This is a genomic window from Tenacibaculum sp. 190524A05c (assembly GCF_964036595.1).
GTDB lineage: Bacteria > Bacteroidota > Bacteroidia > Flavobacteriales > Flavobacteriaceae > Polaribacter > Polaribacter platacis.
Genome location: NZ_OZ038523.1, coordinates 2,275,289 through 2,288,247, shown reverse-complemented (window position 1 = coordinate 2,288,247; position 12,959 = coordinate 2,275,289). Strand labels below are relative to the sequence as shown.

The following is a 12,959-nucleotide window of genomic DNA, read 5'->3' as shown; positions in this document are numbered from 1 at the left end:
ACAAGAAACAACATAATAGGGATATGAATAGCATAGTAACATATAAATTTTTAATACTCATTATCTTATTTAAGGTTGGAGTATTATTCTCACAACAAGATCCTCAGTATACGCAGTATATGTATAACACGATGAGTGTTAACCCTGCTTACGCTGGATCGAATAATCATACGGTGATTACTGCCTTAGGCCGAACACAATGGGTTGGTTTAGATGGTGCACCAGATTCACAAACATTTAGTTACGATACTGCGATAGGTTATAGTGGAGTAGGATTAGGTATTAGTATTACTAATGATAGGATTGGTCCCTCGAGTGAGATTTATTTAGATGCCAATGTTTCTTATACAATTCGTACGAGTAATGATGGTAATTTAGCCTTTGGATTAAAGTTAGGAGGTCGTCATTTAGGAATTGATTGGAGTAAAGGAACGGCTCTTCAGCAAGAGCGTATTTTTGAGGGTAATATCAGTAAGTTCTTACCTACAATTGGAGCTGGGATTTATTTTTATAAATCAAATTGGTATCTTGGTGCCGCAATTCCGAACTTTCTACGGACAGATCATTACGATGATACAGTTGGTACGACGAGTTTTGGGAGCGGAGATTTAGCTGAGGAGCGCTTACACTTTTTTGGTATCGCGGGTTATGTATTTGACTTAAGCGAGACGTTAAAGTTCAAGCCAGCTACATTAGTTAAGGTGGTGAACGGGGCACCATTATCATTAGATGTTTCGGCTAACTTTTTATTTAATGAGAAGTTTGCTGCAGGATTAGCATGGAGGTGGGACGACTCCATCAGTGCTTTATTAGGGTTACAAGCAACAAAGAACTTAAACATAGGTTTTGCATATGATTTGACTACGTCAAATTATAGCAATTACAATTCGGGAACATATGAGCTTATGTTACGTTGGGATATATTCAGGGAACGCGTGTTTAAATCGCCAAGGTTCTTTTAAATTAATATTATGAGGAAACTATTACTAATTTATTTTTTAATAATTAGCTTTTCGTCTTTTTCACAAAGGCGTTATGCAGCAGATCGTTACTTCAAGGAGTTTGCGTATAAGAAATCTGCTGAGTTATATGAGGTTATTTATAACAAAGGAGATGAGTCAGAACTAGTCATTAGTAGGCTAGGAGATTCTCATTATTACAATACCAATACAAGTGAGGCAGAGAAGTGGTACCGTATTTTATTTGAGAAATACAAAGATCAGGTATCACCAGAATATATGTTCAGATATGCTCAAGCCTTAAAGAGTAATGGTAAGGTTGATGAATCAGATTCATGGCTTCGTAAGTTAAAAGAAGTAAAGGGAGAAGATTCAAGAGCCTTAGCTTTAGAAAAGAATGCAGATTACTTTGTGAAGTACTCTAATCGTAAGAAGACGTATGTTAGTATTCAGAACTTAGAGATCAATACGAAGTATTCAGATTTTGGAGGTTTTATCTACGGAGATAAGTTGTATTTCGCATCTACTAAACCAGAAGGTTCAAAGTTTGATAAGAAGTTATACAAGTGGAACGAGCAACCGTTTTTAAATATCTATACTGCCGATGCAGATTTGAGTAATGATATTGAAAAAGGACTTCAGGTAAGTGCTTCTGAGAAGTTACCATCTTTAAATACGCGTTATCATGAATCTAACGCTATTGTTACAGGAGATGGTAAAACGATGTATTTCACCAGAGATAATTACAATGACGATAAGTTAGAAGGAGATAAGAACCGAGTAACTCACTTAAAGATATACAAGGCTACCTTAAATAATGGGAATTGGGATGATGTTAGAGAATTACCATTTAACAGTAATGAATATTCATGCGGACATCCAGCATTAAGTGCAGATGAGAAGACACTATACTTTGTATCAGATATGTCAGGAGGACTAGGAGCTACCGATATCTATAAGGTTGCGATAGAAGATGATGGGAGTTACGGAGAAGTAAAGAATTTAGGCGCACCAATAAATACAGAAGCAAGAGAGATGTTTCCAAGTATTGATAGTGAAAATACCATGTACTTTGCATCTGATGGTCATTTAGGTTTAGGAGCTTTAGATGTGTTTGAAGCCAAATATGTAGATAATAAGTACACTGATCCTGTCAATCTAGGAAGCCCAATAAATGGTCCGAGAGACGATTTTAGTTTCGTGATCAGTGAAGATAAATCATACGGATACTTTTCTTCCAATAGAAAAGGAGGAAAGGGAGATGATGATATCTACAGTTTTGTGATCTATAGATGTAAGGAAGACATTGGAGGATATGTAACCGATGTAAACACAGGTAAACCGATCTCAGGAGCCACAGTTCGATTAATAGATGAGAGTGGAGCACCAGTTAGTGAGCAAGTAACACAGGCAGATGGAAAATATACTTTTAAAGATATCGACTGTGAGAACAATTTTACGGTAAGCGCTTCAAAAGATGATTACCGAAATGATCAAAAGGAAACAGCTACAGAGGACATTAACAAGAAGGAAATCAAAACAGATTTAGCTTTAGAATCGTTAATTGTAGAAAGTCCAGAGGCGGCACAGATTGTTATCAATCCGATATTCTTTGATTTTGATTTGTACAACATTAGAGAAGATGCGGAGTATGAGTTAGAGCATATTGTAACGGTAATGAACAATAATCCAGATATGGTGATTAAGATCGAATCTCATACTGATAGTCGAGGAACGAAAGCGTACAACAGAAACTTATCTGATAACAGAGCAAAATCAACAAGAGATTATATCATCTCAAGAGGTATTGCAGCCAGTCGAATACAAAGTGCGATTGGATATGGAGAAGATAGATTGTTAAACCACTGTGATGATGCGAATCAAAGCAAGTGTTCAAAGGAAGAACATCAGAAGAATAGAAGATCATATTTCTACATTGTAAAAGGCGGAAAAAACGTTTCTACCAGCAATCAATAACAAGAAATATCATAAAACAAAAAAACGCTTCTATTTTTAGAAGCGTTTTTGCTTTGTTAACCCTTACAATTACAATAAAATATGTAATTTCGCAAATTCACTATATAGAACGACAAAATGAGTAAGAATTTTACTGAATACAAAGGATTAGACCTACCAAAAGTAGCAGAAGAAATCTTAAACTATTGGGAGGAAAATAACATCTTTGAAAAAAGTGTTACTACACGAGAAGGAAATGAACCATTTGTGTTTTTCGAAGGTCCACCATCTGCAAATGGTTTACCAGGAATTCACCATGTTATGGCACGTTCTATTAAAGATATTTTTTGTCGTTATAAAACACAAAAAGGATATCAAGTTAAGCGTAAAGCAGGTTGGGATACTCACGGATTACCAGTTGAACTTGGTGTTGAAAAAGAATTAGGAATCACAAAAGAGGATATCGGTTCTAAAATTACTGTTGAAGAATACAACGAAGCTTGTAAAAAAGCAGTAATGCGTTATACAGATATTTGGAATAATTTGACGCATAAAATGGGATATTGGGTTGATATGAATGATCCATATATCACATACAAATCTAAATACATGGAATCTGTTTGGTGGTTATTGAAACAGATTTATGATAAAGATTTATTATACAAAGGATATACAATTCAGCCATATTCGCCAAAAGCAGGGACAGGTTTAAGTTCGCACGAATTAAATCAACCAGGAACGTATCAGGATGTAACAGATACTACAGTCGTTGCTCAGTTCAAAGCTTTAGAAGAAACATTACCAGATTTTCTACAAAATGAAGGTGATATTCACTTCTTAGCATGGACAACAACTCCTTGGACATTACCAAGTAACACAGCATTAACTGTTGGTCCTAAAATAGAATATGTTTTAGTTGAAACCTATAACCAATATACGTTTAAACCAATCAATGTAGTTTTAGCAAAAAACTTAGTTGGTAAGCAATTCGCAGGGAAAAAGTTCAATCAAGTAGAAGATAAGTCTGAGTTATTATCATATAAAGATGGTGACAAGGTAATACCATATTTCATCGTTAAAGAGTTTGTTGGTGCCGACTTAGTTGGAATCAAATACGAACAATTAATAGATTATGTACTACCATATGAAAACGCAGAAAATGCATTTAGAGTAATTTCTGGTGATTTCGTAACAACAGAGGATGGTACAGGAATCGTACATACAGCTCCAACATTTGGTGCAGATGATGCATTTGTGGCGAAGCAAGCTGTTCCTGAAATTCCACCGATGTTAGTGTTAGATGAAAATGGAAATCCTGTTCCTTTAGTTGACTTACAAGGTAAATTCAGACCAGAATTGAAAGAGTTCGCTGGTAAGTATGTAAAGAATGAATATTACACTGATGGTGAAGCTCCAGAAAAATCTGTTGATGTTGAATTAGCGATTAAATTAAAAACAGAAAATAAAGCATTTAAGGTTGAAAAGTATGTGCACAGTTATCCAAACTGTTGGCGTACAGACAAACCAATTTTATACTATCCATTAGATTCTTGGTTCATCAAAGTAACTGATGTTAAGGATAGAATGTTCGATTTAAATGAAACGATTAACTGGAAACCAAAATCAACTGGAGAAGGTCGTTTTGGAAATTGGTTAAAGAATGCTAATGATTGGAATTTATCACGTTCTCGTTTCTGGGGAATTCCATTACCAATTTGGAGAACAGAAGACGGAACTGAGCAAGTTTGTATCGGATCTTTAGAAGAGTTAAAAGGAGAAATAGCAAAAGCGGTTGAAGCTGGTGTTATGGGGGCTGATATTTTTGCTGATTTCGAAGTAGGAAACATGTCTGAAGAAAACTACGAAAAAGTAGATCTTCATAAGAATGTTGTAGATAAAATCATTTTAGTTTCTGCATCAGGAAAACCTATGCGTCGTGAAAGTGATTTAATTGATGTTTGGTTCGATTCAGGATCAATGCCATATGCACAATGGCACTATCCATTTGAAAACAAAGAATTAGTTGATAATAAAAAGAGTTACCCAGCAAACTTTATTGCAGAAGGAGTAGACCAAACTCGTGGATGGTTCTATACATTACATGCAATTGGTACTATGGTATTTGATTCTGTAGCATATAAAAATGTGGTATCTAATGGATTAGTGTTAGATAAAAACGGACAAAAAATGTCAAAGCGTTTAGGAAATGCAGTTGATCCGTTTACAACATTAGCAGAATATGGTCCTGATGCTACGCGTTGGTATATGATTTCTAATGCAAATCCTTGGGATAACTTAAAATTTGATATTGCAGGTATAGAAGAAGTAAAACGTAAGTTCTTCGGAACATTATATAATACGTATTCATTCTTCAGTTTATATGCAAACATTGATGGATTTAATTACAGTGAAGCAAATGTTCCATTAGCAGAACGTCCAGAGATTGATCGTTGGATTTTATCTGAATTAAATACATTGGTTGATAAGGTTGATAAATTCTATGCGGATTATGAACCTACAAGAGCTACAAGAGCAATTTCTGATTTTGTACAAGATCATTTAAGTAACTGGTATGTTCGTTTATGTAGAAGACGTTTCTGGAAAGGAGAATATGCTCAAGATAAAATTTCAGCATACCAAACATTATATACATGTATGGAAACTGTTGCAAAATTAGGAGCTCCTGTTGCACCATTCTTTATGGATCGTTTATATAAAGATTTAAATGCAGCTACTGGTAAGGAAACTTTTGAAAGTGTTCACTTAGCAGAATTTCCAAAATTTGATGCTTCGGTGGTGGATAAATCATTAGAGCGTAAAATGGAAAACGCACAAACTATTTCTTCATTAGTACTTTCATTAAGAGCTAAAGAAAAAATTAAAGTTCGTCAGCCATTACAGAAAATTATGATTCCTGTATTAGATGATGCTCAAAAAGAAGAGATTAATGCCGTTTCTTCTTTAATAAAATCGGAGGTTAACGTAAAGGAAATTGAGTTATTAGATGACGCTTCTGGTATATTAGTGAAACAAATCAAACCAAATTTCAAAGCACTAGGTCCAAAATTTGGAAAAGATATGAAATTGGTTTCTTCTGAAATTCAGTCTTTTACCCAAGAACAGATAAATACTGTAGAAAAAGAAGGTCAAATTTCTATCGAAATTAACGGAAAAAGTATTACATTAGGAACAGAAGATGTAGAAATTTCGTCAAAAGATATTGAAGGTTGGCTTGTAGCAAATGCAGATGGAATAACGGTTGCTTTAGATGTTACGATAACTGAAGATTTACGAAAAGAAGGAATCGCAAGAGAATTAGTAAATAGAATTCAAAATGCCCGTAAAGATTCTGGCTTTGAGGTAACAGATAAAATCAAACTTACTTTCCTGAACTTTGAAGAACTACAACAATCTGTTTTAGCTAACGAAAACTACATTAAGACGGAAACATTAACTAACGAGTTAGTTTTTGTGGAAGCATTAGAAAATGGTACAGAAATTGAATTCGATACCATTAAAAGTAGAATGTTAATCGAAAAAGCTTAGTAGTATGGCAGAAGATATTAAAGTAAGGTATTCAGACTCGGACTTACAAGAGTTTAAAGAGATTATTCAAAAGAAAATCGAAAGGGCTGAAGAAGATTTAGAATTATTAAAATCATCATATAAAAATGGTGCTGATAATGGTACAGATGATACTTCACCTACATTTAAATCTTTCGAAGACGGTACTGATACCATGGCTAAAGAAGCGAATATGCAATTAGCAATTCGTCAAGAGAAGTTTATTAGAGACCTTAAAAACGCATTAATCCGTATTGAAAATAAAACGTATGGTGTTTGTAGAGTTACAGGTAAACTTATTCAAAAAGAACGTTTGAAATTAGTTCCTCATGCAACACTTAGTATTGAGGCAAAAAGAAAACAATAAAGACAAAATAAAAGCTCCTTTTCAGGAGCTTTTTTATTTCTATCCTATTTTAGAGCATACCAAATACCTTGTTTATGTGAGTTTAAAATGTGAAAAACAGTTAAATATTCTAATAGTACTGTAACAGTTTGTAACTTTCGCCAACTTATTATCCATTAAAACTAAATAAGAAATGAACATGCATAAATTAACAGCCATTGCTGCTGGATTGTTGTTGGTAGGCTGTAACTCTACTAAATCTGTTACAAACGATTTTGCTACAAATTCTCCTATCGAAACAATAGTAGACCTAACAAAAGTTGAAAATGATAAAGTCCCAGTAACTATTAATCCTGGTCGCTTTAGAACTGAAAAAGTAGTGTATAGATTACCAAGAGTTGTTCAGGGTACTTATTCTGTAAGTGATTTTGGTAAATACATAGATACTTTTCAAGCGTTAGATTATGATGGAAATCCATTACAAGTAACTAAGGTAGATACAAATACTTGGGAAATTTCAAATGCTGTAAATTTAGATAAGGTAACCTACTTAGTAAACGATACATTCGATCAAGAAAAAGTTGGTGGAATTGGAACTGAGGAAGTTCCATTTTCTCCATCAGGAACAAATATTGAAGACACAAATTATGTGTTAAACCTTCATGGTTTTATCGGGTATTTTGATTCTTTAAAAAGCAATCAATATAAATTAGATGTTATAGCTCCGTCAAAGTTTTTAAGAACTTCAGCTTTAGAAGAAGTAGGCTCAAAAGCTAGTGAAGATGGTAAAACTATAACGTCTAGTTATTTCGCACCTCGTTATTTTGATATCACGGATAATCCAATGTTTTATGGTGAATTAGATGTTGAGGAATTCCAAGTTGGTGATATTAAAATTGTATTAAGTGTGTATTCACCAACAAAAAAACATTCTGCAAAGAAAATTAAAGCAGTAATGGAGAAAATGATGCAGGCGCAAAAGTCATATTTAGGAAGTATTAATAGTACTCCAAGATATGATATCTATTTATACTTAGCCGGAAATGGTGAAACAGCACCAAAAGGATTTGGAGCTTTAGAACATCACACTTCAACGGTGGTAGTTTTACCTGAATTTATGAAAGATGATCAATTAGCAGAATCGATGATTGATGTGGTTTCTCATGAGTTTTTTCATATTGTAACACCATTAAGTGTACATTCAGAAGATGTTCATTATTTCGATTATAATCAACCAACATTCTCTAAACATTTATGGATGTATGAAGGAGTAACAGAATATTTCGCTACGTTATTCCAAATCAATAAAGATTTAGTAAGTGAAGAAGAGTTTTTTGCAAAGTTAATTGATAAAATTACTCGTGCTGCTGGAATGGATGATGCTATGAGTTTCACTAAAATGAGTGAAAACATATTAGAGAAAAAATATCACGATCAGTACATCAACGTATATCAAAAAGGAGCATTAATTGGAATGTGTATTGATATTTTAATGCGTGAAGAAAGTAATGGTCAAAGAGGAATTTTATCTTTAATGAAAGAATTATCTAATAAATATGGAAAGGACAAACCGTTTTCGGATGACACTTTAATAGAAGAAATTATAAAAATGACGTATCCTTCTGTTGGAGAATTCTTAAATACACATGTTGTAGGTGGAACTCCAATTGATTATACTAAATTCTTTGAAAAAGTTGGAATTGACTTTGCTAATGGAAAAGTAAAAACTAATTACATTCAAGGAAAAGGAGTGTTTATTGTAAGTCCTGATTTAGCTACTGGAAACATTATTTTTAATGATGTAGTTGCTGAGAATAGTTATTGGACAGAGCAAGGTGTTAAACCAAATGATATCATTAAAGAAATTAATGGAGTGAAGTTATCTCCACAAAATGCAAATACTGTATTTCAAGGAGTATTTAGATGGCAACCAGGAGAGAAGATAGAAGTAAAGTTAGAAAGAGATGGTAAGGAAGTTGTTATTAAAGGAGCACTTACTCAAGCGTATACTTCTGGAAAATCGTTATTAAGAAAAGAAGATGCTTCACAAAAACAAAAAGACTTATTAAATGCTTGGTTAAAAGGATAAACTTTTAGTTCGGTAAAATATAAAGCATCAAAAAAATGAGACTAAGAAATTAGTCTCATTTTTTATTAAAGTGAACTACTATTAAAACATTAAGATGTTTTTAATTGATAATTACGAATGCTATACACAATTGCACCAAGCATAAGAATACAGATTGATAATTTAACAGGTAAAAAGCTGTTTTGACTTAAGGCTCCGAAATAGTCTGTAAAAGGAATTTTATTGATATTAGTATACGTAATCATAAAAAATACAACTTCAAATAACTTTTTTCCTTTTGTTACTATTCCAAAGACTGCTGCTAAGAAAACTATAAAAATCCCTCCAAGAATTACTGCGCTTAATGCTATAAAATTAGCGGCAAGAATTAATCTTACCAATAAAGGAAGAGCTAAGAATAGAAGTAATAGAATACTCGCTAAGAGTTGAGAAATTAATAATCTTTGTAACGGTTTAAAAGAAGCAAAAGCAAAATAGTGTACTTTGTTTGTAAATTCTTTTGTAGTTAATCCTGAGATTCTACTTACTTGGAAAAACCAAAGAATTGGCAATACAAACTGATGTGCGATTTCTAAAGGAACTAATGCCAAGAGTAACATTCCTATACCATTTATAAACCACAGCCATTTTTTTCCTTTTCTAATAAGTAATAATAATTCGGTTCTAAGTAGTGGAAGAATAGAGAAATTCGTAGTTAGTTTAGATAATCCTGATATTTGAATTTCCTTATTTGTTATTTCTGTTTGAATCGCAACTTTTGGTGCTTTTTGAGTAGAAGATTCCTTTAGCGAAAACCTATGAAAGAAACCGGTAGTAAGAAAAACAAGTAATGCTCCTAAAGCAATCCAAAATATTCTGCTAATTATAAATGAGTATGGAAATTCCATTCCATTAAAATGAAATTTTTTCGCAGCATTTTTATTCCCAATTACGTATCCAATAGACAATTCTTTAATACGATCTCCTTGTGTTAATTCTCGAACCTGGTTTTCCATTTTATTCATTACAATTTGAGTACCTAACATATCAGATGAAAAATTATCTTCATGTGTTCTTGATGACAACATTAAGAAAGAGAATAAGAAGAAAAAACCAATATTTTGAAGTATGGTGTACTTTCTAAAAAAGACTTCAAAAACAACGGCTAATACGGCAATTAAAAATAATGCTGGAATAGTAATTAAGAAATAAGGTTTAATGAACTGAAAAATTTCAAAAGGAAAATTCTCATTGTACAAATGAAATAATGCGATACTCATAATAAGTACTATTCCGAGAATAGTCAATAATATCAAAAACCCACTTATAACTTTTGAAAATAAATACGTGGCATTTGTGACTTTTGTAGTAGCAATAATTTGTCCGACTTTAGTTTGTACATCGGTTTTAATTCCACCATTAATCAGATAAAAACCAACAAGCGATAAAAATAAACTACTCATAATCGCTGTAACATATCCAAACCAAGCAGAATTATAATCTCCAACATAATCTGCAATTCTTATTGTTGAATAATTAGCATCTGGTGCTGGTACAAATGTATATGCAACAGCTAAACTTGCGCAAAGTGTAATTAAGAAATTATAATTCCTTACGCGTTGTAAATAGCTATATTTTATTAAAGGAAAAATATTCATAATGATAAGATTTAATGTGCATTATATACTCCAAAGTGAATGGTGTCTGAAGAAATAATTAAAGCTGTTAATAAGGAAATCGCAATGATTAAAAAAAGTATGATTTGTAGAGTTTTCTTGTTCGATGTTTTCATGATTAAGATGTTTTAGTGGTGTATAAATAAGCGTCTTCTAAAGTTGGTTGTTTTGCTAAAGCTCCATTTATTTCTTGTGAACTAATAAATCTAACGATAGCTGAATTTCCTTTTAGTAAAGAATGAACTACTAAATGATTTTGCTTAAACTCGTGTAAAGTATTTTTATCAATTGTAGTTTCAAATACTTTTCCTTTTACCTTATCAATCAATTCTTCTTGATCTCCATAGGCGAGTAAATTTCCATTTTTCATAATAGCAACTTTATCAGCTACAGTATCTATATCTGAAACAATATGTGAAGACAATATCACAATGGCATCATTGGCTAATTGATGAATAAGATCTCTAAACCTCATACGCTCTTCTGGATCTAAACCAACAGTTGGTTCATCGAAAATCAACACTTTTGGATCGTTTAATAGAGCTTGAGCAATTCCTACACGTTGTTTCATACCTCCAGAATAACTTCCAATAGGTTTATGAGCAGCATCCATTAAGTTCAAACCTTCTAAAAGTTGAGTTATTTTAGAGTTTAAAAGCTTTCCACCAACACCTTTCATGGCGGCCATATATTTTAAAAATTCAAAAGCGTTTAAGTTAGGATACACTCCAAAATCCTGAGGTAAAAAGCCAATTTGTTTACGCATGTAATTAGGATCTTTTACAACGTTGTTTTTGTTTAAAATAATTTGGCCGTCACTTGGTTTGCTTACAGTAGCAATCATTTTTAATAAAGTAGATTTACCAGCTCCATTTGGTCCTAACAATCCTAATATTCCTTTGTCAATACCAATTGAAAAGTTTTTTAATCCGTATTTGGTTGCACTGTACTTTTTAGATACGTTTTGTATATCGAGTCTCATAGTTATTTATTTTAATTGTGTTGAATTATCTTTTAGATTTTTGAAAGAAATATTGTTGTCCTTATTTTCTATGTTTTTATCAAATGCTACAGTTGAAGTCACTGCTTTTTGAATAGTAGAATTATGTTGTTGTTCTTGCTTTGTTTCCGAATTATAGATAACACTCATTGCATACAAAAACATTGTAAAGAATATTTTAAATAGTTGCATAATGAATTGATTTTTAGAATTAACACTTCAAAAGTCAATTAAAATCTCGGGTTTTAAAAAGAAGAATGATGAACGTAGTCGCAAAAATGATTTTATGGAATTTGAACGATTATCATTGTAATGAGTACATTCAGATAGAAAAGAATATCTTTCATCATTAAAAAGTGTCCTTTTTACAGGTAATAATTAAGTTTGTAGTAACTATTTTAAATATATGGGAATGTCTAAATTAGATACTTTGATAGATAATAAACTGGTACAAAATATCTTTGTATGGTTTATTCTGTTTATCATTTTAATCGGTGGAATTCAATCTGAAAATAGAATTCAAACAGCTCTTTATGCAATTCTATTTTTACTACCTACTATTTACATTACTAATTATTTTGTTCTTCCATATTTTCAAAAAAGGAAAACTATATTTTTTATTCTTTTTATTTTAAGTGGAACGCTTTTTACTTTATTGCCGGTTTATGTTATCAGTAAAGCCATAAATCAACCTTTAGATGTAAAGATGTTTTTAAACCTGTTTGGGTTTATTTTATTAGCAATGATTTTTGGTATGACTATTCGTATAGCAAGAGATAGTTTTAAACGCAGACAAGAGGTAAAGGAAGCTGAATTGAAATTATTAAAAGGGCAACTAAATCCTCATTTTCTATTTAATACATTGAATAATTTGTATGGTTTATCTGTGGTAAAGTCGGATAAACTACCAAATCTGATGTTAAAATTATCAGATTTATTACGCTACAGTTTGTATGAAACAAGAGAGTCTTTTGTTTCTTTACAAAAGGAAATGAGTTATTTAGAAAATTATATTTCTCTTGAAAAATTGAGATTGGAAGAACAAGCAGATATTTCCTTTTCAATTTCTGGAATACTAAACGATAAGAAATTAGCTCCAATGTTATTAATTGTGTTTGTTGAAAATGCATTTAAACATTTAGCGCCAACTGAAGGAGAAAAAAGCACAGTAAATATTGATATTCATATTTCCGAAACTGAATTAGTGTTCAAATGTGAAAATTCTTTTGATATACATAGTGATAAAGGAGAGAACCTAGAAAAAGGAAAAAGTGGAATTGGATTGGTCAATGTCAAAAAAAGACTAGATTTAATTTATCCTGAAGCACATAGTTTAAAAATTGGAAAAACCAATGGTGTTTTTTCTGTTGATTTAAAACTTTCGATATAA

10 protein-coding genes are annotated in these 12,959 nt (G+C 32.0%); 6 read left to right on the top strand and 4 right to left on the bottom strand.

Annotated features, from left to right (window positions below):
* Positions 1-23 precede the first annotated feature (23 nt).
* The 5 genes from ABNT61_RS10000 to ABNT61_RS09980 all read left to right on the top strand — a co-directional run bounded on the left by ABNT61_RS10000 (position 24) and on the right by ABNT61_RS09980 (position 8,914).
* The gene (locus ABNT61_RS10000; protein WP_348709475.1) at positions 24-962 is read left to right on the top strand and encodes a type IX secretion system membrane protein PorP/SprF; all 939 of its coding nucleotides are present in this window, start codon (positions 24-26) and stop codon (positions 960-962) included.
* A gap of 9 nt (positions 963-971) precedes the next feature.
* Positions 972-2,936 (top strand): OmpA family protein, encoded by a 1,965-nt coding sequence (locus ABNT61_RS09995; protein ID WP_348743090.1) that lies wholly within the window; start codon positions 972-974, stop codon positions 2,934-2,936.
* Positions 2,937-3,053: 117 nt separating this feature from the next.
* Positions 3,054-6,461 (top strand): isoleucine--tRNA ligase, encoded by a 3,408-nt coding sequence (ileS, locus tag ABNT61_RS09990; protein ID WP_348743089.1) that lies wholly within the window; start codon positions 3,054-3,056, stop codon positions 6,459-6,461.
* A 4-nt stretch (positions 6,462-6,465) separates the two neighbouring features.
* Complete coding sequence (locus tag ABNT61_RS09985; protein ID WP_348712921.1) at positions 6,466-6,846, top strand: TraR/DksA family transcriptional regulator; 381 nt, start codon at positions 6,466-6,468, stop codon at positions 6,844-6,846.
* Between the two features lie 178 nt (positions 6,847-7,024).
* On the top strand, positions 7,025-8,914 hold the full coding sequence (locus tag ABNT61_RS09980) for a peptidase M61 (RefSeq protein WP_348743088.1): 1,890 nt from the start codon (positions 7,025-7,027) through the stop codon (positions 8,912-8,914).
* An 89-nt stretch (positions 8,915-9,003) separates the two neighbouring features.
* Here the strand turns inward: ABNT61_RS09980 and ABNT61_RS09975 are convergent, their stop codons facing one another.
* Genes ABNT61_RS09975 through ABNT61_RS09960 form a run of 4 tightly spaced genes read right to left on the bottom strand, consistent with a single transcriptional unit; the run spans position 9,004 to position 11,761 of the window.
* A complete protein-coding gene (locus ABNT61_RS09975) occupies positions 9,004-10,551 on the bottom strand; it encodes an ABC transporter permease (RefSeq protein WP_348743087.1) in 1,548 nt (515 codons plus the stop codon).
* An 11-nt stretch (positions 10,552-10,562) separates the two neighbouring features.
* Positions 10,563-10,685 carry a hypothetical protein gene (locus tag ABNT61_RS09970; RefSeq protein ID WP_348712918.1) on the bottom strand — a complete coding sequence of 41 codons (123 nt, stop codon included), beginning with the start codon at positions 10,683-10,685 and terminating at the stop codon, positions 10,563-10,565.
* A 2-nt stretch (positions 10,686-10,687) separates the two neighbouring features.
* Positions 10,688-11,551 carry an ABC transporter ATP-binding protein gene (locus tag ABNT61_RS09965; RefSeq protein ID WP_348724041.1) on the bottom strand — a complete coding sequence of 288 codons (864 nt, stop codon included), beginning with the start codon at positions 11,549-11,551 and terminating at the stop codon, positions 10,688-10,690.
* A gap of 6 nt (positions 11,552-11,557) precedes the next feature.
* A complete protein-coding gene (locus tag ABNT61_RS09960) occupies positions 11,558-11,761 on the bottom strand; it encodes a hypothetical protein (protein WP_348712916.1) in 204 nt (67 codons plus the stop codon).
* A 220-nt stretch (positions 11,762-11,981) separates the two neighbouring features.
* On the opposite strand from ABNT61_RS09960, the gene ABNT61_RS09955 reads away from it, so the two are divergent.
* Positions 11,982-12,959 (top strand): sensor histidine kinase, encoded by a 978-nt coding sequence (locus ABNT61_RS09955; protein WP_348743086.1) that lies wholly within the window; start codon positions 11,982-11,984, stop codon positions 12,957-12,959.